This is a genomic window from Streptomyces sp. Edi4, assembly GCF_040253615.1.
In the GTDB taxonomy this organism is placed as follows: Bacteria; Actinomycetota; Actinomycetes; order Streptomycetales; family Streptomycetaceae; genus Streptomyces.
This window is the reverse complement of the sequence record NZ_JBEJGY010000004.1, coordinates 3325944-3347094: the sequence shown is the minus strand read 5'-3', so window position 1 is coordinate 3347094 and position 21151 is coordinate 3325944. Positions and strand designations below refer to the sequence as shown.

Annotated in this window: 18 protein-coding genes; 13 read left to right on the top strand and 5 right to left on the bottom strand. The window is 72.5% G+C overall.

All coding sequences use genetic code 11. The annotated features are described in order from the left end of the window. The first annotated feature begins 155 nt into the window (after positions 1 to 155). Together ABR738_RS17185 and ABR738_RS17180 are read left to right on the top strand one after the other, a co-directional pair. Positions 156 to 731, top strand: coding sequence for a TetR/AcrR family transcriptional regulator (locus tag ABR738_RS17185; protein ID WP_350230857.1), 576 nt, complete (start codon positions 156 to 158; stop codon positions 729 to 731). A gap of 118 nt (positions 732 to 849) precedes the next feature. Then, positions 850 to 3075: an MMPL family transporter gene (locus ABR738_RS17180; RefSeq protein WP_350234617.1), complete on the top strand. Its 2226-nt coding sequence runs from the start codon at positions 850 to 852 to the stop codon at positions 3073 to 3075. 144 nt (positions 3076 to 3219) lie between these two features. Here the strand turns inward: ABR738_RS17180 and ABR738_RS17175 are convergent, their stop codons facing one another. Next, positions 3220 to 3624 (bottom strand): SsgA family sporulation/cell division regulator, encoded by a 405-nt coding sequence (locus ABR738_RS17175; RefSeq protein ID WP_350230856.1) that lies wholly within the window; start codon positions 3622 to 3624, stop codon positions 3220 to 3222. Positions 3625 to 3843: 219 nt separating this feature from the next. On the opposite strand from ABR738_RS17175, the gene ABR738_RS17170 reads away from it, so the two are divergent. The 5 genes from ABR738_RS17170 to ABR738_RS17150 all read left to right on the top strand — a co-directional run bounded on the left by ABR738_RS17170 (position 3844) and on the right by ABR738_RS17150 (position 8895). Further along, positions 3844 to 4929 (top strand): energy-coupling factor ABC transporter permease, encoded by a 1086-nt coding sequence (locus ABR738_RS17170; RefSeq protein WP_350230855.1) that lies wholly within the window; start codon positions 3844 to 3846, stop codon positions 4927 to 4929. 1 nt (position 4930) lies between these two features. Beyond that, positions 4931 to 5692, top strand: coding sequence for a cobalt ECF transporter T component CbiQ (gene cbiQ / locus ABR738_RS17165; protein ID WP_350230854.1), 762 nt, complete (start codon positions 4931 to 4933; stop codon positions 5690 to 5692). A gap of 95 nt (positions 5693 to 5787) precedes the next feature. Further along, on the top strand, positions 5788 to 6528 hold the full coding sequence (locus tag ABR738_RS17160) for an energy-coupling factor ABC transporter ATP-binding protein (protein ID WP_350230853.1): 741 nt from the start codon (positions 5788 to 5790) through the stop codon (positions 6526 to 6528). A 355-nt stretch (positions 6529 to 6883) separates the two neighbouring features. After that, positions 6884 to 8089: a serine hydrolase domain-containing protein gene (locus ABR738_RS17155; protein WP_350230852.1), complete on the top strand. Its 1206-nt coding sequence runs from the start codon at positions 6884 to 6886 to the stop codon at positions 8087 to 8089. Continuing rightward, on the top strand, positions 8086 to 8895 hold the full coding sequence (locus ABR738_RS17150; protein ID WP_350230851.1) for an SDR family NAD(P)-dependent oxidoreductase: 810 nt from the start codon (positions 8086 to 8088) through the stop codon (positions 8893 to 8895). Before ABR738_RS17155 ends, ABR738_RS17150 begins: the two co-directional genes overlap by 4 nt. Positions 8896 to 8992: 97 nt before the next feature. On the opposite strand, the gene ABR738_RS17145 is transcribed toward ABR738_RS17150, so the two are convergent. The 4 genes from ABR738_RS17145 to ABR738_RS17130 form a co-directional block, all read right to left on the bottom strand. Next, a complete protein-coding gene (locus tag ABR738_RS17145; protein WP_350230850.1) occupies positions 8993 to 10279 on the bottom strand; it encodes an FAD-dependent oxidoreductase in 1287 nt (428 codons plus the stop codon). Positions 10280 to 10325: 46 nt separating this feature from the next. Then, a complete protein-coding gene (locus tag ABR738_RS17140) occupies positions 10326 to 11171 on the bottom strand; it encodes an EamA family transporter (RefSeq protein WP_350230849.1) in 846 nt (281 codons plus the stop codon). A 105-nt stretch (positions 11172 to 11276) separates the two neighbouring features. Beyond that, positions 11277 to 12917 carry a penicillin-binding transpeptidase domain-containing protein gene (locus tag ABR738_RS17135; RefSeq protein WP_350230848.1) on the bottom strand — a complete coding sequence of 547 codons (1641 nt, stop codon included), beginning with the start codon at positions 12915 to 12917 and terminating at the stop codon, positions 11277 to 11279. A gap of 134 nt (positions 12918 to 13051) precedes the next feature. After that, positions 13052 to 14869: a dolichyl-phosphate-mannose--protein mannosyltransferase gene (locus tag ABR738_RS17130; RefSeq protein ID WP_350230847.1), complete on the bottom strand. Its 1818-nt coding sequence runs from the start codon at positions 14867 to 14869 to the stop codon at positions 13052 to 13054. Between the two features lie 98 nt (positions 14870 to 14967). On the opposite strand from ABR738_RS17130, the gene rsmI reads away from it, so the two are divergent. The 6 genes from rsmI to ABR738_RS17100 all read left to right on the top strand — a co-directional run bounded on the left by rsmI (position 14968) and on the right by ABR738_RS17100 (position 21150). Beyond that, a complete protein-coding gene (gene rsmI / locus ABR738_RS17125; RefSeq protein ID WP_350230846.1) occupies positions 14968 to 15855 on the top strand; it encodes a 16S rRNA (cytidine(1402)-2'-O)-methyltransferase in 888 nt (295 codons plus the stop codon). Positions 15856 to 16046: 191 nt separating this feature from the next. Next, on the top strand, positions 16047 to 16460 hold the full coding sequence (locus ABR738_RS17120) for a hypothetical protein (RefSeq protein ID WP_350230845.1): 414 nt from the start codon (positions 16047 to 16049) through the stop codon (positions 16458 to 16460). Between the two features lie 94 nt (positions 16461 to 16554). Further along, entirely contained in the window at positions 16555 to 17427 is an 873-nt protein-coding gene (locus ABR738_RS17115; protein ID WP_350230844.1) for a TatD family hydrolase, read from the top strand. Positions 17428 to 17887: 460 nt separating this feature from the next. Then, complete coding sequence (locus ABR738_RS17110; RefSeq protein WP_350230843.1) at positions 17888 to 19237, top strand: resuscitation-promoting factor; 1350 nt, start codon at positions 17888 to 17890, stop codon at positions 19235 to 19237. Further along, on the top strand, positions 19234 to 20097 hold the full coding sequence (rsmA, locus tag ABR738_RS17105; protein WP_350230842.1) for a 16S rRNA (adenine(1518)-N(6)/adenine(1519)-N(6))-dimethyltransferase RsmA: 864 nt from the start codon (positions 19234 to 19236) through the stop codon (positions 20095 to 20097). The genes ABR738_RS17110 and rsmA overlap by 4 nt, the downstream gene beginning before the upstream one ends. Before the next feature lie 99 nt (positions 20098 to 20196). Then, positions 20197 to 21150, top strand: a complete 954-nt coding sequence (locus ABR738_RS17100; RefSeq protein ID WP_502964101.1) for a 4-(cytidine 5'-diphospho)-2-C-methyl-D-erythritol kinase — start codon at positions 20197 to 20199, stop codon at positions 21148 to 21150. The last annotated feature ends 1 nt before the right edge of the window (position 21151 follow it).

Genomic DNA, 21151 nt, shown 5'->3' with positions numbered 1-21151 from the left:
GAGGGGTGCGGCAACTTGTGGGAGGGGTTAATTCCGCTTCGGCGGCCGCTTATTCCGTTCCGACACCTGTGGCCGAGAACACAAGCGAAACGGTTTCGTTTCGCTTCGCGCCGAGGTTACCTTCGTACGGTAAGCAAAAGGAGAGGAGGTCGGACATGGCGGGCAGACTCACCCCGGAACGCGCGGCTGAGCTCTACGAAGCCGTGCTCGACCTGTTGCGCGAGGTCGGTTACGACGCCCTGACCATGGACGCCGTCGCCACCCGCACCCGTGCCAGCAAGGCCACCCTCTACCGCCAGTGGGGGAACAAGCCGGAGCTGGTCGCACGGGCGCTGCGCCACAACAAGCCGGTCGGTCTCGCCGAGATCGACACCGGCTCGCTGCGCGGCGACTTCCAGGCGATGGTCGCCCGCGAGGACGACTGTCAGATGGAGAAGGACTCCGCGCTGATGCGGGGTCTGATGCGGGCCGTTCACGACCACCCCGAGCTCCACAAGGCGCTGCGCGAGGTGCTGATCGAGCCGGAGATCACCGGTCTCGACACGGTGCTGCGGCGCGCGGTGGACCGCGGTGAGGTCAGTGCGGACAACCGCGCCCTCCCCTACGTCGTGCACATGATGGTCGGCGCCTTCGCGGCCCGGCAGTTCATCGAGGACCGGCCCGTCGACAAGGCCTTCCTCGCCGACTACTTCGACGCCGTGGTCCTCCCCGCCCTCGGCGACCCCCGCTAGGCACCCCGCCCGGCACTCCCCACGCGGTACCCACTCCACCTGACGTACGCCGCTCTCGTCGTCGGGCTGGTTCCCCATGCCCTGCTCTTCCATACGACTCGACCGGGAGTACGCCCTCGTGGCCACGTTCCTCTACCGCCTCGGCAGGTTCGCCTTCCGGCGCCGCCGCTATGTCGCCCTGGTGTGGGTGGCACTGCTCGCGCTCGCCGGGTTCGGTGCCGCCTCCGCCACCACCGCCACCTCCTCCTCGTTCTCGATCCCGGGCACCGAGGCGCAGCGCGCCTTCGACCTGCTCAAGGAGCGGTTCCCGAACCAGACCGCCGACGGGGCCACCGCCCGCGTCGTCTTCAAGGCGCCGGCCGGGCAGAAGATGGCCGACCCCGCCAACAAGGCCGCCGTCGAGAAGACCGTGGCCGGTCTGAAGTCGGGCTCCGACCAGGTCGCCAAGGTCACCGACCCGTTCGCCGCGGGCGGCGTCTCGCACAGTGGCCAGGGTTCCGTCGCCTACATCCAGGTCTCCTACAAGGCCAACGCGATGCAGCTCACCGACGCCACGCGTGACGCGCTCAAGAAGAGCGGCGAGGACGCGAAGAAGGCCGGGCTCACCGTGGAGATCGGCGGTGACGCGCTCCAGGCGATGCCGGAGACCGGCGCCGGTGAGATCGTCGGCGTGGTCATCGCGGGCCTCGTCCTGGTGATCACCTTCGGCTCGCTGGTCGCGGCGGGGCTGCCGCTGCTGACCGCGCTGATCGGCGTCGGCATCGGCGTCTCCACCATCACCGCGCTCGCCAACGTGCTGGACCTCGGCTCCACCACCTCCACGCTCGCGATGATGATCGGCCTCGCCGTCGGCATCGACTACGCGCTGTTCATCGTCTCGCGCTACCGGGCGGAGCTCGCCGAGGGCCGCGAGCGCGAGGAAGCCGCGGGACGGGCCGTGGGCACGGCCGGGTCCGCCGTCGTGTTCGCCGGTCTGACCGTGGTCATCGCCCTGGTCGGCCTCGCCGTCGTCAACATCCCGATGCTCACCAAGATGGGTGTGGCCGCGGCCGGCACGGTCGTCATCGCCGTCCTCATCGCGCTGACCCTCATACCCGCGCTGCTCGGCTTCGCCGGCAAGCGGGTGCTCGGCCGCAAGGCCCGCAAGGCGCACGAGCGGGGCGAGCGCGCCGCCGACGCCAAGCCCAACATGGGTACCCGCTGGGCGAGCTTCGTGCTGCGCAAGCCTGTGTGGGTGCTGCTGGCCGGCGTCATCGGTCTCGGCGCGATCGCGCTGCCCGCGAGCTCGCTCCAGATGGGTCTGCCCGACGACGGCTCGCAGCCGACGTCCACCACCCAGCGCCGCGCCTACGACGCCCTCTCGGAGGGCTTCGGACCCGGCTTCAACGGGCCGCTCATGGTGGTCGTGGACGGCAAGGGCGCCGCAGGGGGCGTCAAGGGCGCGGCCGACGCCACGGTCGCCGCGATCAAGAAGCTCCCGGACGCGGGCCCGGTCATGCCGCCCGCGTACAACAAGGACTCCGGCAACGACACGGCGACCATCACGGTCATCCCGAAGTCCAAGCCGTCCTCCACGCAGACGGAGGACCTGGTCCACTCGATCCGCGACACCGGTGCCTCGCTCAAGGCCGACACCGGGGCCAAGCTCCTGGTGACCGGCTCCACCGCGATGAACATCGACTTCTCGCAGAAGATGAACGACGCGCTGCTGCCCTATCTGGCGCTCGTCGTCGGCCTCGCCTTCCTGCTCCTGATGGTGGTCTTCCGCTCCGTCCTGGTCCCGCTGAAGGCGGCCCTCGGCTTCCTGCTCTCGGTCGTCGCGGCCCTGGGCGCGGTCGTCGCGGTCTTCCAGTGGGGCTGGCTCGGCTCGGTGTTCGGCGTGCAGCAGACCGGCCCGATCATGTCGATGATGCCGATCTTCATGGTGGGCGTGGTCTTCGGTCTCGCGATGGACTACGAGGTCTTCCTGGTCACGCGGATGCGCGAGGCGTACGTCCACGGCGAGCGGCCGGGACAGGCGATCGTCACCGGGTTCAAGCACGGCGCCCGGGTGGTCACCGCCGCCGCCGTCATCATGATCGCGGTCTTCTCCGGCTTCATCGGCTCCAGCGAGCAGATGATCAAGATGATCGGCTTCGGTCTTGCGATCGCGGTCTTCTTCGACGCGTTCATCGTCCGCATGGCCATCGTGCCGGCCGTGCTCGCCCTGCTCGGCGCGAAGGCCTGGTGGCTGCCGCGCTGGCTGGACAAGGCGCTGCCGAACGTCGACGTCGAGGGCGAGGGCCTGCTCAAGCAGCAGGGGGCAGGCGACGCCGACGGCGACCGTGAACTGGCGCGGGTCTGACCCCGCCCCTTGAACGCCGGGGCTCTCCGTACCGAGCGGCCGAGAGAGCCCCGGCCGACGCGGGCGGCCTGTGGGGACGGGACCGCCGGCGCCAAAAGGCCCCTCGCGCACCACGCGCGGGGGGCCTTCGGGCTGTCCGGGGCCTCAGCGGCCGGAGCCCGTGGGGGACGGCGCGGCCCGGGCGTCGGTGGCGTAGGTGTGGCGCAGGAAGCGCACCAGGGGCGAGCTGTCGAACTGGACGACGGCCACTCCGTCGGGCGAGTGAAATTCGAGGACCGTCTGGGCCCGGCCGCAGGGCCAGACGCTCACATCGCCCCGGCTGGCGGGAGCGCGAAGGCCCGACTCCAGGAGCGAGCGCGGAAAGATCCACTCGTTGCCGCCGGGGAAGGCGAAGCAGACCGCTCCGGAGGCGTCGGCGGGGTCGTAGCGCAGGGCGACCGGGACGGGGCTGGACAGCGGGGCGTCCGTGACGACGCGGGCCCGCGCGTGTTCCTCCACCGCGCGTCCGGCGGGATGGTCCTCGGCGTGGTCCTCGACTGCGGGGGACATCGATCGCTCCTCACCCTGGTGCTGTCGGATACCGAACTTCCGGTTCGCGCTATTTGTTCTCCAATGTCCCATATTTCCGGGCGAAGCCCCCAGCGAGTCGGCTTGTCACCTGTTGTTCGTACGCTTTTGCAAGAGGTTCGCAACAGGGCACTATCATCAGACGGTTCTGCGCACGCCCGCGCAGGGAAGAGGGCGCCCACGGGAAAACGGAGTCCACCCATGCATGTACCCGATGGATTCATCAACGCACCTGTATCGGCGGTCACAGGCGTGGTCGCCGCCGCCGCCGTCGCCGTCAGTCTGCGCGGCGCGCGCCGCGAGCTCGGGGGCGCCTCGAACGCGCTGAGCGGCGGAGGAGAGAAGACCGCGCCGCTCGCGGGCCTGGTCGCCGCGTTCATCTTCGCGGTGCAGATGCTGAACTTCCCCGTCGCGGCCGGCACCAGCGGGCACCTCCTCGGCGGCGCGCTCGCCGCGATACTCGTCGGGCCCTACACCGGCGTGCTGTGCGTGTCCGTGGTCCTGCTCATGCAGGGCATCCTCTTCGCCGACGGCGGCCTCACCGCGCTCGGCGTCAACATCACCGACATGGCGATCACGACCACCGTCGTCGCCTACCTCGTGTTCCGCGCGCTGGTCAAGGTGCTGCCCCGCACCCGCCGCTCGGTGACCGCCGCCTCGTTCGTGGCCGCGCTGCTGTCCGTGCCGGCCGCCGCCCTGGTCTTCACCGCGATCTACGCGCTCGGCGGCACCACCGACGTACCGATCGGCAAGGTGCTCACCGCGATGGTCGGCGTGCACGTCCTGATCGGCATCGGCGAGGCCGTCATCACCGCGCTCACCGTGGGCGCCGTCATCGCCGTACGCCCCGACCTCGTGTACGGCGCCCGGGGCCTGAGCGCGCCGCTCAAGCTGCGCGTCGGCGGCGAGCTCATCGATGCGCCCGCCGCCCCCGTGGCACCGGCCGCCCCCGCCCGCGCCGGCTCCACCCGCAAGGTGTGGGGCATCGGCATCGTCACCGCCCTGCTGCTCGCCGGCTTCGTGTCGTTCTACGCCTCCGCAAGCCCCGACGGCCTGGAGAAGGTCGCCCACGACAAGGGCATCGACGCCAAGACCACCCAGCACGCCAGCTCCGAATCGCCGCTCGCCGACTACTCCGTCAAGGACATCGGCGACGCCCGGCTGGCCGGCGGCCTCGCCGGAGTGATCGGCGTCGGCGCCACGGTCGCGGTGGGCAGCGGCGTGTTCTGGGTCGTCCGCAGGCGCCGGACGCGGCCCGCCGACGAACGCACCCCGGAAACGGTCTGACGTGGGCGCGGGCCACTCCCACCGGCTGTACCGGCACGACCACTCGCCGGTCCACGAACTGCCCCCGCACTGCAAACTCGCGGCGGTGTTCCTGTTCGTGCTCGTCGTGGTCTCCACGCCGCGCGAGGCGATGTGGGCCTTCGCGCTGTACGCCGTGCTGCTCGCCGCCGTGGCGGGAGCGGCCCGCATCCCCGCCGGCTACCTGCTCAAGCGGCTGCTCATCGAGGTCCCGTTCGTGGCGTTCGCCCTGCTCATGCCGTTCGTCGTGCCCGGCGAGCAGGTCCACGTCCTTGGCCTCTCGCTCAGCGAGAGCGGCCTGTGGGGCGCCTGGAACGTGCTCGCCAAGGGCACGCTCGGCGTCGCCGCGTCCGTGATCCTCGCCTCCACCACCGAGCTGCGCTCGCTGCTGCTCGGCCTCCAGCGCCTCAGGCTGCCCCCGCTCCTGGTCCAGATCGCCTCCTTCATGATCCGGTACGGGGACGTCATCACCGACGAGATGCGCCGCATGTCCATCGCCCGACGCTCGCGGGGCTTCGAGGCGCGGGGCGTGCGCTCCTGGGGCGTCCTCGCCAAGTCCGCCGGCGCGCTGTTCATCCGCTCCTACGAGCGGGGCGAACGCGTCCATCTCGCGATGGTCAGCCGTGGTTACGCCGGGACGATGCCGGTGATCGACGAGGTCACCGCGACGCGGGCCCAGTGGACCCGGGCGGTCGCCCTGCCGGGGGCGGCGCTGGTGGTGTGCCTGCTGGGCTGGACCCTGTGAAGCGGGCGGCCGGGCCGGACCCCGTGAAGCCGTCCGCCGGGCCGGACCCCGCGCAGACCGAACTCCGTACCACCCCTACGACCGCTGAGGCCCCTGTGAACGTCCCGTCCCTCGAAGTGTCCGGCCTCGCCTTCGCCTACCCCGACGGGCATCAGGCGCTGTTCGGTGTCGACCTGACCGTGGGGCGCGGTGAACGGGTCGCGCTGCTCGGCCCCAACGGCGCGGGCAAGACGACGCTCGTCCTCCACCTCAACGGCATCCTCGAAGGCGGCGCGGGTTCGGTGACCGTGGCCGGGCTGCCCGTCGCCAAGCAGAACCTCGCGGAGATCAGGCGCAGGGTCGGCATCGTCTTCCAGGACCCCGACGACCAGCTCTTCATGCCGACGGTCCGCGAGGACGTCGCCTTCGGCCCGGCGGCGTCGGGGGTGCGGGGGGCGGAGCTGGAGGAACGGGTCATGGGGGCGCTGGCTCGGGTGGGGATGGCGGAGTACGCCGACCGGCCGCCGCACCATCTGTCCTTCGGGCAGCGCCGCCGGGTCGCCGTCGCGACGGTGCTGGCGATGTCCCCGGAGATCCTGGTCCTTGACGAGCCCTCCTCCAACCTCGACCCGGCGTCGCGGCGTGAACTGGCGGACATCCTGCGGGGGTTGGACGTGACGGTGCTCATGGTCACGCATGACCTGCCGTATGCGCTGGAGCTCTGCGAGCGGGCGGTGATTCTCAGTGACGGGGTCATCGTGGCGGACGGGGCGACGGGGGACGTGCTGTCCGACGCGCCCCTGATGCACACGCACCGCCTTGAACTCCCGTTCGGCTTCAACCCCGCCGCGCGCTGACGCGGGCCCTGTTCGCCGAGTGCGGGTCGTGCGTGGCTGGGCGCGCGGTTCCCCGCGTGCCTGGCGGGGTGCGTGCTGGTCCGCATGTGCATGGTCAGCCCGTCCGGCGTTTGAGGACGAGCGCGTTCAGCGCGATAAGGGGTCTGGGGCGGAGCCCAGGGCCCCGGCCGCGAACCGTGCGTGGCTGGGCGCGCGGTTCCCCGCGTGCCTGGCGGGGTGCGTGCCGGCCCATGTGCACATCCCTAGGCCGTCCGGCGTCTGCCCCTGGCGGGGTCGATGCCGGCCCGCATGGGCATACCTCAGCCTGCCCGGCGATTGAGGGTGGCGTTCAGGGGTGAGGGGGGTGTGGGGCACCATGGGGCATGGGGGGACGGGGCTAGTGGTGAGGGAGTTGGGCGTGGTCGACGTACGGGGTGCCATCACACCGGGCTACGAACCCGTCCAGGACGCCTTCGTACGCAACTTCACCCACCGAGGCGAACACGGCGCCGCCCTCGCCGTGTACCGGCACGGCCGCAAGGTCGTCGACCTGTGGGCCGGCACGAAGGACGTGCATGGCACGGCGGACTGGGCCCTGGACACCGCCCAGATCGTCCGCTCCGCCACCAAGGGCGTGGCCGCCGCCGTCCCCCTCCTCCTGCACCAGCGCGGCCGCCTGGACCTGGACGCCCCGGTGTCCACGTACTGGCCGCAGTTCAAGGCCGCTGGCAAGGACCGCACCCTGGTCCGCCACCTCCTGGCCCACCGCGCCGGCGTACCCGCACTGGACCGCCCGCTCACCCCCGCCGAAGCCGTCGACGGCGAGTCGGGCCCGGCGGCGGTGGCCGCGCAGGCCCCGGCCTGGGAGCCCGGCACCGCGCACGGCTACCACGCGCAGACCTACAGCTGGCTCGTCGCCGAACTGGTCCGGCGGGTCACGGGCCGCACCATCGGCCGCTGGTTCGCCGAGGAGGTCGCGGGCCCGCTCGGCCTGGACTTCTGGATGGGCGTGCCCGCCACCGAGGCGCACCGGGTCGGCCGCGTCGGCCCCGTGGAGCCGCCCGAGGAGGGCGCGGGCGGCCTGCGGCTGCGCCCCAAACGCGCCGTCGCCGACGCCTACGCCGACCCGGAATCCCTGACCCGCCGTGCGTTCGGCGCGATCGACCCGCTGCCCGACGAGAACGACCCCGCCTACCGCGCCGCCGAACTCCCCGCGTCCGCCGGCATCTCCACCGCCCGCGCCCTGGCCCGCTTCTACGCCGCCACCATCGGCGAAGTGGACGGCGGGCAGCGGCTGTTCGCGCCCGCGACGCTCACCCTGGCCCGCACCGAGGAGAGCGAGGGGCCCGACCGCGTGCTCGTCGTCAACACCCGCTTCGGGCTCGGCTACATGCTGCACGGCCCGGCGTCCCCGCTGCTCGCCCCCGGCTCCTTCGGCCACCCCGGCCGTGGCGGCTCGCTCGGTTTCGCCGACCCCGAGTCGGGCATCGCGTTCGGCTACGTGACCAACGGCCACCAGCGGAACGTCACCGCCGATCCCCGCGCCCAGGCTCTGGTGCGGGCGCTACGTTCGACCCTATGACGCATCCTGAGAAGAACGCCTCGCACCTCGCCCGCTTCCAAGGACACATCGCGTTGGTCACCGGCGCGGGCCGCGGCATCGGCGCCGCCGTCGCGCGCAGGCTCACCGCCGAAGGCGCCCAAGTCCTCATCGCCGACGTCGACTTGGCGGGCGCCGAGGCCACCGCCGCCGAGCTGAAGGGCGCCGTGGCCCGGCACTGCGACGTCGCCGACCGGGCCTCGGTGGAGGCGGCGGTCGCCTTCGCCGTCGAGGAGTTCGGCCGCCTCGACATCCTGGTCAACAACGCCTACTCCTGCCACGCGGACGCCGACCGCTTCGAGGACGAGGACGACGAGGGGTGGGCCCGCGACCTCGACATCACCCTCACCGGCGCCTTCCGCTGCTCGCGCGCCGCCCTGCCGCACCTCGCCGCCTCCGGCCGGGGCGCCATCGTGAACATCGGCTCGGTCAACGGCGAGCAGGACTTCGGCAACCACGCCTACAGTGCCGCCAAGGCGGGCCTGGCCTCCCTGACCCGTACGCTCGCGGGCGACGCGGCGGCGCGCGGGGTGCGCGTCAACCTCGTCCACCCCGGCACGATCCGCACCCCCGCCTGGGCCGACCGCGCGGACCAGCTGGACCGGCTGGCAGCGGCCTACCCGCTGGGCCGGGTCGGTGAGCCCGACGACATCGCGGCGGCCGTCGCCTTCCTCGCCTCCGCCGACGCGTCCTGGGTCACCGGCACCACGCTGCGCGTCGACGGCGGACTGCTCGCCGTCAACACCGGCTTCCAGCACGTGACCGGCGGTGGCGCGCAAGGATCGTAAGGCGCGCAAGGATCGTAAGACGCGCAGGGATCGTAAGGCGCGTAACGGCAGTTGACGGGCGCCTCAACCCGAACCGACGGCAACGGAGTTGGCGCCGCTACTCGCCGAAGTCCCGGAACACCGCCGCCCGTACCCACCCGCTGTGCGCAGCCGTCCGCAGCGCGCCGCGCAGCAGCGTCCGCGCCAGGCGGCTCTCGGAGGTCGCCGAGCGGGTGGCGCGCAGCGATCTGGCGACCGCGTCGAAGCCGTAGGAGCGCATCTCCGACTCGTACGCCCCGATCGCCTGCACCGGGTCGCGGCGCCGGGCCAGCAGGCCGCTCAGGAGGCGGGCGTCGCGCAGGGCGGTGGTGGCGCCGGTGCCGCCGAGCGCGGGCATGCCGTGGATGGCGTCGCCGAGCAGCGTCACAGGACCGGGCGGCCACGGCTCGACCGGCCGCATGCCGAGCATCCGTACCGCCACGACGCTCTCCGGGTCCGCCTCCGCGACCAGACGCACCAGGTCCGGGTGCCAGCTCTCGATCCGCCCGGCCACCTCGGCCCGCAGCGCCTTGCCGTCGAAGTGGCCCACGTCCCTGGGGTAGGTGGCGGTCCGCGCGACGTACGTCCACAGCACGTGGTGGCCGGGGCGGGCGAGCAGCGGACCGTCCGCAGGCCCGGGGTCCGCGCCCGCGCGGCCGCGCCGCCCGGCCGCCGAGGTGAGCCCGGCCGCGCAGAACATCGCGTCCGAGCGCGGGGTGAGGACGGACGTCGAGGCGGTGACCAGGATCTCCGGCAGCTCATCGGTCCGCGCCCCGGCGAGATCGAGCCTCCCGCTCACCGCGAGCACATGGGTGTCGGCGCGCACCGCGTGCGGCAGCAACTGGCGCCGTACCCGGGAGTCGGCGCCGTCCGCGCCCACCAGCAGGTCGCCGTGGGCGGTGGCGCCGTCGGCGAAGTGCGCGCCGATCCGGCCGTCGCCGGTCCGCTCGTACCCGGTGAACTCCCGGCCCCCGTGCACCAGATGACCGTCGAGCCCCGACATCAGGAGCCGGTGCAGGGCGCTGCCGCTCGCGCGGTGGTGGGTGTGCTGGGGTGTTGTGCCGGCGGTCGGCTGGGGCAGGACGAGCAGTTCCCGCAGCTGCTCGGTCACGAACGCGGACCGGCCCCCGCCCTCGGCGCACGCGGTGAACTCCTCCCACGCCTCGGGCGGCAGGCACTCGTACAGGGCCCGCGCGCCCTGCGGCCCGATGCGCACGCGCTGGTCCTGGAAGCGGTCCTGCTCCAAGCCCCGCACGTCGTCGCGTTCGTACACCGCGAAGCCCAGACCCGCCTTGCGCAGCCCCTGGGCCAGACACAGCCCCCCGAGGCCGCCGCCGATGATCAGGACGTGCGGTATGCCGGTCATGGCGCCCCCTTCGTCGAGGCGCAACCTAGTGGTGGGCGGCCGGGTGTCAACCCGCCCGCAGCATCAGGCCGATGCCCACCACGAGCAGGCCCGCCGCGGCGATCCGGGGCGCGCCGAAGCGTTCCTTGAAGAAGACCGCGCCGATCGCCGCGCCCACGATGATCGAGGATTCGCGCAGCGCGGCGACCGGCGCGAGCGGCGCTCTGGTCTGCGCCCACAGCACGAGGGCGTAGGCGCAGACGGACAGCGCCGCGCCGAGCAGGCCGCGTGCGGCGAACGGGCGCAGCTGGGCGGCGAGCGCGGGTCCGCGCGTGTACCGCGCGCAGGCGGGGATCACGAGCCCCTGAAGGAGCATCAGGCAGGCGATGTAGCCGAAGGACGATCCCGACGCACGCACCCCGACGCCGTCGACGACGGTGTATCCGGCGATGGCGAGCCCGGTGGCGAGGGCCGCGAGGATGGCGGCCCAGTGCGGCCGCGAGCCGCGCAGGCCCCACAGCGCCACCCCGACGAGACCGGCGCACGAGACGGCCACGCCAGCCGCCTGCCAGGCGTTCGGCGTCTCGTGCACGAACAGGGCGGCGAGCACGGTCACCACCAGCGGCGCGGTGCCGCGCGCGATGGGATACATCTGGCCGAAGTCGCCCAGCGTGAACGACCGCATGAGCAGCAGCATGTAGACGACGTGCAGCGCCGCCGACACCACCAGGTACGGCCAGGCGCCGGCGGCGGGAAGCGGCACGAACGGCAGCGCGAGCAGGCCGATCAGGGCGCCGCCGCCCCCGATCAGGGTGAAGGAGAGCAGCTGGTCCTTGAGATGGTGGGCCAGCGCGTTCCACCCGGCGTGTGTGACGGCGGCGAGCAGCACGGCGCACGTGACGGTCACGGTCACGGGCGCCGCCCGCCCCGGCCGGCGAGCTTTTCCACAACGTTCATGGCCCGCACGCTAGTAGTGCGTGTACGCGCCAACAGATCCGGGGGCGGGCGCCGGCCGACGTCAGCCCGCCTTGAGTACCTGCGCGACGATGGGGCCCGCCGCGTCCCCGCCGTGGCCGCCGGACTGCACGAGGCCCGCGGCGGCGAGCCCGTTGCCGTATCCCGTGAACCAGCTGTTGGCCTTGCCCTGCTGGTCCACCTCCGCCGATCCCGTCTTGGCGCCCTTGGGGCCGGGGACCTGGGCCATGGCCTGGACGGCCGTGCCCTCGCCGACGGTGGCCGCGCGCATCATCTGCTGGAGCTGGTCGGCGATCGGGCCCGGCAGCGGCTTGGCGGTGGCGATCGGGCGGTTGTCCAGGTCCTTGGGCACCAGGATCGGCTGGTGGAAGCCGCCGTTGACCACGGTGGCGGCCACCGAGGCCATGTCGAGCGGGCTCATCTGGACCTTGCCCTGTCCGATGTAGGAGGCGGCCGTCTCCACGCCGGACGACGGCGGCACATTGCCGTCGAAGGACGACACCCCGCCGATCTTCCAATTGTTCTGCCCGAGCCCGAAGTAGTCACGGGCGGTCTGCCCGAGGGCGGTGTCGGCGATGCCCTTGTCGTCGAGCGGCTTCACCGGCTTGATGAACGCGGTGTTGCAGGATCTGGCGAAGGCCCGGGTGAGCGTGGCGTCCGTGAGCGAGAAGTCGTTCAGATTGTGGAAGGTGTACCCCTTCCACTGCACGGTCGAGGGGCACTCGGCCTTCTCGTTGGCCCCGCCCAGACCGTTGTTCATGATCATCGTGGCCGTGATGATCTTCATGGTGGAGCCGGGCGCGATGGCGGCCTGCAATGACGCGGGGAACTTGTCGGAGCGGTTGTCCGCGACCGCCCGTATCTCACCGGTGCTGGGCTTCACGGCGACCACCGACGACTCGCCGAAGCGCTTGACCGCCGTCTCGGCCGCGGCCTGCACGTCCGCGTCCAGCGTCGTCCTCAGCTTGCCGGGGGAGCCCTTCTGGAGCGTGATCAGCGTGCGCGCCGGGGTGCCGTTGCCCTGGATCTGGAGCTCGACGCCCGCCGTGCCGTTCACCTTCGCGCCGTACTTCTCGCGCAGCCCGTCCAGGATCGCGCCGAGCGAGGGGTACTTCTCCTTGGTCAGCGGGCGGTCCTTGTAGTCGACGGCCTCGATCTCGGGGTTCTGCGCCCCGCCCGTCACCAGGCGCTCGCCCGTCTTCAGCTGCGGGTGCAGGACGGCGGGCTGCCAGTCGACCAGCGGCTTGAACGTGGACTGGCCGCGTACGACGGTCAGTTGGGAGGAGTAGGACAGCGGAGCCGTCTTTCCCTCGAAGGAGACCTGGGCCTTCACCGTGTACGGCACGACGGCTCCGGTGGGCGCGCCCGCGGTGATGGTCACGTCGGCGATGTGGGCGTCGTCGCGGTATCCGCCCAGCGCGGTCGCGGCGACGGCCTGGTTGTTGGTCAGGGCGGCGGCAGCGGCCGCGTCGCCCTTGGCCCACGCCTGGAGGAAGGCGGCGGACGTCTGCTTGATCTCGTCCGCGCCGAGCGGCCCGGTGCGGGCCGGCGCCCCCTGCGTACGGTTCTTGGCGGGCGAGCTCCCCCCGTCGTCACTCACCAGCGTGTACCCCCCGTACGCCACGCCTCCGGCGACCACTACGAACACTCCGCCCGCGATGGCGACCTTCGCTCCACTGCGCATCCCGCAGTTCCCCTCCCCAGGAGACCCCCGAACCCCCTGAACGTGTTCAAGGGGTTACTTGCGGGTGACTCTACGGGACAGGGGTGACAGCCGAGCTCGCAGTTGTCCGAACGGTTACCGGAACGCGATACGCCTCACACCCAGCTGTCCAGCCACATCCGGCCGCGCCAGGCGTCGAGGGGGATGGGGGTACCGGTGTAGATCGGCCAGAAGTAGATGAAGTTCCAGATGATCAGGAGTACGAGGACCCCCGCGCCGATCGCCCCCACGGCACGGCGCCGCTCTCCGGCGCCGAGCCCCGGCTCGGCCGGAACGGCCCCGCCGCGCGCCCCTTGCGGTGGCCCGATCATCGCCCCGATCATCATCGCCACCGCCAGACACAGGAACGGCACGAACACGACCGCGTAGAAGTAGAAGATCGTCCGCTCCTGGTAGAGGAACCAGGGCAGATATCCCGCGCCGATGCCGCACGCGATCGCGCCGGCCCGCCAGTCGCGCCGGAAGATCCAGCGCCACAGGACGTACAGGAGCGCGAAGCAGCCGGCCCACCACAGGAGCGGGGTGCCCAGCGCCAGGACTTCGGAGGCGCACTTGGCGCCCGCGCCGGAGGGGCAGCCGCCGGTGCCGGGGCTCGGGCTCTCGTAGTAGTACGAGACGGGCCGGCCGTCGACCATCCAGCTCCACGGGTTGGACTGGTAGGTGTGGCCCTCGGTGAGGCCGACGTGGAAGCTGTACACCTCGGTCTCGTAGTGCCAGAAACTGCGCAGCGAGGCCGGCACCCAGCTCATGTCGAACTGCGGCAGGTGGCTGACCGTGCCGATGACGGGCAGCTTGATGTGGTCGGGGGACAGGCCCGCGCGGCCGTCCGCCCAGTGCCGTCCGTATCCCTTGTCGGTGAGGAACCAGCCCGCCCACGTGACCATGTACGTGACGACGGCGACCGGCACGGTGGACAGGAACGCCCAGAGCGCGTCCCGGCGCAGGACCGCGCGGTAGGGGCTGACCGCGCCCGCCGTGCGCCGCGCGCCCGCGTCCCACAGGACCGCCATGACACAGAAGAAGACCAGGATGTAGAGGCCGTTCCACTTGGTGGCGCAGGCCAGGCCCAGCATGAGTCCGGCCGCGATCCGCCACGGCCGCCACCCGAAGCGCAGGCGCGCCGCGATCTCCGCGTCCGGGCGCAGCCGCCCGTCCTCGTCCTCGGGCAGCGCGGCCGCGAGCCTGGCTCTCGTACGGTCGCGGTCGACCAGCAGGCAGCCGAAGGCGGCCACGACGAAGAACATCAGGACGGTGTCGAGCAGCGCGGTGCGGCTCATCACGAAGTGCAGCCCGTCCACCGCGAGCAGCGTCCCCGCCAGGCAGCCGAGGAACGTGGAGCGGAACAGACGCCGCCCGATGCGGCAGATGAGCAGCACCGAAAGGGTGCCGAGCACCGCGACCATGAAGCGCCAGCCGAACGGCGTGAAGCCGAACATCTTCTCGCCGATGCCGATCACGTACTTGCCGACCGGCGGGTGCACCACATAGCCGGGCGCGGTCGGCACCGGAATGAGACCCGGGTTGGCCAGAATCGACTTGTCGATGTCCTTGGGCCAGTCGCCCTCGTAGCCGTGGTTGATGAGCGCCCAGGCGTCCTTGGCGTAGTACGTCTCGTCGAATATCACCGCGTGCGGGGAGCCCAGGTGCCAGAACCGCATGATCCCCGCGACCAGCGTCACCAGGAGCGGCCCCGCCCACGCCGACCAGCGCACCAGGCGCGCCGCCCACAGCGGCGGGATGCCGAGCACCCGCCACAGCTGCCTGGACGGCCCGGTGTACGGCGGCACCAAACGCTCGCGCAGTCCGGTTCTTGGCCGCACGACATGGCCGAACCGGCGCATGCGGTGCTGCCAGGAGGGCGGATCTTCTCCGGCTTGGTGGCCCGGCAGGGTCGGTGGCGCAGTACTGGTCACGGCGCCATCGTAGGGAACGCGCCTATGGGAGTCCCGTGGCCCGGCCCGGCGGCGGGGCAGCGCGGGCCCGGCCGACGCGGCGCCGCGGGGCTGCGAGGATGGTCGGTGTGACCGGAACACTCGTACTCGCAGGCACCCCCATCGGCGACACCGCGGACGCCCCGCCCCGGCTCGCCGCCGAACTGGAGCGGGCCGACGTCGTCGCCGCCGAGGACACCCGGCGGCTGCGCCGGCTCACCCAGGCGCTCGGCGTGCACACCCAGGGCCGGGTCGTGTCCTACTTCGAGGGCAACGAGTCGGCGCGCACGCCCGAACTGGTCGAGGCCCTTGAGGGCGGCGCCCGGGTGCTGCTCGTGACGGATGCGGGCATGCCCTCGGTCTCCGACCCCGGATACCGCCTGGTCGCGGCCTGTGTGGAGAAGGACATCAAGGTCACCGCGGTGCCCGGCCCCTCGGCGGTGCTGACCGCGCTCGCCCTCTCCGGGCTCCCCGTGGACCGCTTCTGCTTCGAGGGCTTCCTGCCGCGCAAGGCGGGCGAGCGCCTTGGCCGCCTGCGCGAGGTGGAGGGCGAGCGGCGCACCCTGGTCTACTTCGAGGCCCCGCACCGCCTGGACGACACCCTGGCGGCGATGGCCGAGGTGTTCGGCGCCGAGCGGCGCGCGGCGGTGTGCCGGGAGCTGACCAAGACGTACGAGGAGGTCAAGCGCGGGCCCCTGAAGGACCTGGCGGCGTGGGCCGCGGAGGGGGTGCGCGGCGAGATCACCGTCGTCGTCGAGGGCGCGCCCGAGACCGGGCCTGCCGATCTGGACGCGGCCGAGCTCGTGCGGCGCGTACAGGTGCGTGAAGAGGCGGGGGAGCGGCGCAAGGAGGCCATCGCGGCCGTCGCCACCGAGACCGGTCTACCCAAGCGCGAGGTCTTCGACGCGGTGGTGGCGGCAAAGAACGCGGCACGTCAGAGCCCCGTGGACGGTAAAGGACTATCGTAAAAAGTAAAACGCAGGCCGCGCACCAGGGTGAACAAATGCACGCAGGCCTAGGAAAGGCCAAGACCGCACCAACTCTCGACAGCACCTGATGCGTTTTGGCAGCGAAAGGCGTCTCCTGGATCGGGGACCTTTCGCCCCCGCTCGCAAGAGCGCTCGCAAGAGCTTGTCCAGCGGACAAGAGGAGCCGGCACATGAGTGAGATCGCTGAGACCACGGCACACGAGGCGTATGCCTTCGCGTGCATGAGGTGTGGACACGGCTGGGAACAGGCGTACGAGATAGAGCACCACGTAGACGCCTCGGGCCAGGCATTCGTCGTGTACAAGGCCGACGGCGACCGGGTGCCTTCCCCGCTGTCCGCCCCCACCTGCCTCAACTGCGGCGGACACGTGGTGCGCATCATGCGCGCCGGACGGGTGTCGTCCGCGCAGCAGGGGATGATCCAGCACCGCGCGCCCGCGCCGGGACAGCCGTCCGCCCCCCGTGGCGGGAACGCCGCCCACCCGGACGGGGAGGCGCCGGCCCAGGACGGGGCCCACGCCGCCGTGAAGCCGGAGCACCACTGGCACCTGTCGGACCTGCTCCACCCCTTCCACCGCAAGTGAGCCGCACTGAGCCGCCAGTGTTCCGAGGGCTCCACCGGGGGTGAGCGGGCGGCGCGCGCGCGAAGGCGCGCGCGCCTTTCGTAGGATCGGCCGTATGAGTGCCGCCAAGGATGCCCCGCCCCCGCTGCCCGAGCCCCTGGGCGTCGAGGTGGCCGATTCCCACACCCACCTCGACATGCAGGACGGCACGGTCGAACAGGCCCTGCGCAAGGCGGCGGCCGTGGGCGTCACCACCGTGGTCCAGGTGGGCTGCGACCTCAAGGGTTCGCGCTGGGCGGCCGAGACCGCCGAGGCGTACGACGCCGTCCACGCGTCCGTCGCCCTGCACCCCAACGAGGCGCCCCGCATCGTCCATGGTGACCCTGATGGCTGGTCGCGCCAGGACGCGCGCGGCCCCGGCGGCGAGGGCGCCCTGGACGAGGCCCTGACCGAGATCGACCGGCTCGCGGCGCTGCCCTGGGTCAAGGCCGTCGGCGAGACCGGCCTCGACTACTTCCGCACCGGGCCGGAGGGCAAGGACGCCCAGGAGCGGTCCTTCCGGGCCCACATCGAGATCGCCAAGCGGCGAAACCGGACGCTCGTCATTCACGACCGTGAGGCGCACGCGGACGTGCTGCGCGTTCTGCGCGAGGAAGGCGCTCCCGAACGAACCGTCTTCCACTGTTATTCCGGCGACGCGGAAATGGCTCAACTCTGCGCGAAAGCCGGGTACTTCATGTCCTTCGCGGGAAACGTGACCTTCAAAAACGCGCAACCGCTGCGGGACGCTCTCGCGGTCGCGCCGCAGGAACTCGTTCTCGTGGAGACGGACGCGCCGTTCCTCACGCCGGCGCCCTACCGCGGTCGGCCCAATGCGCCGTATCTCATTCCGGTCACAGTGCGCGCCATGGCGGCCGTGAAGGGTGTCGGTGAAGATGTGCTGGCCGCGGCGATCGCGGACAACACCGCGCGTGCGTTTGATTACTGAGGGATAACGAAATCCGGCCGCTTTGAGGCGGCATACAGGGAAAGGTGACGACACCCCGTAGTCGATCCGCTTTGGAGAGTGACCGCCGCTCCGCTAGTGTCCCGGCCCGCACCATCGGACCGGACCCTGGAGCGTCGTGAGCAATTCGCAGGGCAGTCACCGCGCCGCACGCGGCGGCCATCGCGCCGCGACCGTCACGGCACCGCCGCCCCACACCTCCGCGTACGCCGACCACGAGACCCTGACCGCCCCGGTCCCCGAGCCGCGCGGCTCGGGATGGGGCGGGTCGGGTTGGGGCGGGTCCGGGTGGGACGCGTTCGGGCTGGACGGGGCCGGGTCGGGCGCGGTCGGGGCGCCGGGTTCAGGGGCGGGCGCGACTGGGATGCCAGGGCCCGGGGTGGACGGCGCACCGGGGGTGCCGGGGTTCACGGCACCCGGATCCATGGCGCCCGGATCCGCAGTGACCGCACCCGCAGTGGACGGGTCCGGAGTGACCGCACCCGACGCGGACGAATCCGGAGGCGACAGATCCGGAGGCGACGGATCCAGGGCTCCCGGGCCCGAGGTTTCGCGCCAGGGCCAGGGCCAGGTCCAAGACCAGGTCCAGGGCCAGGTCCAGGTCCAAGACCAGGACCAGGGCCAAGACCAGGGCCGCCCAAGCGGGGGCGGGCGGGCCGGGGCGCGCCGGGCCGCCCGGCGCCGCAGATCCGCCGGCCCCCCCGAGGCCCTGCGCCGCCTGCTCCCGCAGGCCCTGGTCGTGGCCTTCCTCGCGGGCGGCACCTCGGCGTTCCTGGCCAGCGACAAGGCGGTCAGGCTCACCGTCGACGGCGCCCCGCGCACCATGCACACCTTCGCGGGCAGCGTCGAGGAACTGCTCGCCGACGAGCACGTGCCGGTCGGCGCGCACGACATCGTGGCGCCAGGACCCGGCGCCGAACTCACCGGGGGCGACGAGGTCGTGGTGCGCTACGGCCGCCCCGTCCAGCTCACCCTGGACGGACAGCGCCGCCAGGTGTGGACGACCGCCCGCACCGTGGACGGCGCCCTGCGCCAGCTCGGCGTGCGGGCCGAGGGCGCCTACCTGTCGGCGTCGCGCTCCTCGGAGATCGGCCGCGCGGGCCTCGCCCTCGACGTACGCACCGAACGCTCGGTGACCTTCCTCGCGGACGGCCGCGCACGCACCCTGCGCACCAACGCGGCCACCGTCGCCGACGCCCTGGAGCAGGCCGGGATCTCGCTCCAGGGCCAGGACACCACCTCGGTGCCCCCGGCCTCCTTCCCGCGCGACGGGCAGACCGTCACCGTGATGCGGATCAGCGGCACCAGGGAGGTACGCGAGGAGGCCATCCCGTTCCGGGTCGAGAAGACCAAGGACGCGACGCTCTTCGCGGGCACCCACGTGGTGTCCCGGCAGGGCAGGCCCGGCGCGCGCCGGGTCACGTACGCGCTGCGGACCGTCAACGGGGTCAAGCAGAGGCCGAAGAAGATCGCGGAGGAGGTCGTCCGCGCGCCCGTCACCCAGCAGGTCAAGATCGGTACCAAGGTGCCGCCGCCGTCGGTGGGCGGCGCCGACCACCTCAACTGGAGCGCGCTGGCCCACTGCGAGTCCGGCGGCCGCCCGGGCGCGCTCGATCCGTCGGGCACCTACGGGGGGCTCTACCAGTTCGACCCGAGCACCTGGCACGCGCTCGGCGGCACCGGGCGGGCGGAGCAGGCGCCGGCCGGCGAGCAGACGTACCGGGCGAAGAAGCTGTTCGTGAAGCGGGGGTCGAGCCCGTGGCCGCACTGCGGCCGTAGGCTGTATCGGTGAGCACCACTGAGCCCGACGCACTCCTTACCCCCGCCGACGTCCGTGAACTGGCCGCAGCGCTTGGCGTACGCCCCACCAAGCAGCGCGGCCAGAACTTCGTCATCGACGCCAACACGGTCCGCCGGATCGTGCGGACCGCCGAGGTCCGCCCCGACGACGTGGCGGTGGAGGTGGGGCCGGGTCTCGGCTCGCTGACCCTGGCGCTCCTGGAGGCGGCCGAGCGGGTCGTGGCGGTCGAGATCGACGACGTGCTCGCGGCCGCGCTGCCCGCGACGATCGCGGCGCGCATGCCCGCGCGGGCCGACCGCTTCTCCCTGGTCCACTCCGACGCGATGCAAGTCCAGGAGCTCCCGGGCCCGCCCCCCACGGCGCTCGTCGCGAACCTCCCCTACAACGTGGCCGTCCCCGTACTCCTCCACATGCTGGACCGCTTCCCGAGCATCGAGCGCACCCTGGTCATGGTCCAGGCGGAGGTCGCCGACCGCCTCGCGGCGAAGCCGGGCAACAAGGTGTACGGGGTGCCCTCGGTCAAGGCCAACTGGTACGCGGACGTCAAGCGCGCCGGGTCGATCGGACGCAACGTGTTCTGGCCCGCGCCGAACGTGGACTCGGGCCTGGTGTCGTTGGTGCGCCGCGCGGCCCCGGTGGCGACGACCGCCACGAAGTCCGAGGTGTTCGCGGTGGTGGACGCGGCGTTCGCCCAACGCCGCAAGACCCTGCGGGCGGCGCTGTCGGGCTGGGCCGGCTCCCCCGCGGCGGCGGAGGCGGCACTGGTGGCGGCCGGGGTCTCCCCCCAGGCCCGGGGCGAGGCACTGACGGTGGAAGAATTCGCCGCCATCGCCGAAAACCACCCGGGGTAACCCGAGGGCCCCCCTCAGGCGGCGACCCTGCGGGGGCGGGCTGCGCTCAGGGGGTATGCAACCTCCGTTGGGTCTCGGCGAGGGCCGGGGTGGGGGAAAATGGGCCCGCCCGCACCCGAAGGAGCCCGCCCCGTGAACCCCGGCACCCCCACCGCCCCCCGCACCGTCACCGTCCGTGTCCCCGCCAAGGTCAACGCCCAGCTCGGTGTGGGTCCCGTCCGGGCCGACGGGTTTCACGATCTCGCCAACGTCTTCCTCGCGGTCGGGCTCTACGACACCGTCACCGTGACCCCCGCCGACACCCTCCGCGTCACCTGCGCGGGCCCGGACTCCGCCCAGGTCCCCCTCGACCGGACCAACCTCGCCGCCCGCGCCGCCGAGCTCCTCGCCGCGCGGCACGGTGTCACACCCGATGTGCACATCCACATCGACAAGGACATCCCCGTCGCGGGTGGCATGGCCGGCGGCAGCGCGGACGGCGCGGGCGCGCTCCTCGCCTGCGACTCGCTGTGGGGTACGAACGCTACCCGGGCCGAACTCCTCGACATCTGCGCCGAGTTGGGCAGCGACGTCCCCTTCAGTCTCGTCGGGGGCGCCGCGCTCGGCACCGGACGCGGTGAGCGCCTGGCCCCCCTGGAAGTCGGCGGCACCTTCCACTGGGTCTTCGCCGTGGCCGACGGCGGCCTTTCCACCCCGGCCGTCTACCGCGAGTTCGACCGGCTCACCCCGGACGCCACCGTCCCCGAGGCCTCACCCGCGCTGCTCGAAGCACTCCGAACCGGTGACGCGAAGGCCCTCGCCGGCGCCCTCACCAACGACCTCCAGGCCGCCGCCCTGTCCCTGCGCCCCTCCCTCGCGGACACCCTCGCGGCGGGCACGGCTGCGGGCGCCCTGGCCGCGCTCGTCTCGGGCTCGGGCCCGACCACCGCGTTCCTGTGCGCCGACGCCGACGCGGCCCGCGCGGTCGCGTCCGCCCTGACCACCTCCGGCACGTGCCGGACGGCAAGGGTGGCGTCATCCCCGGCCCCGGGAGCGACGGTCCTGCCGGCCTGAG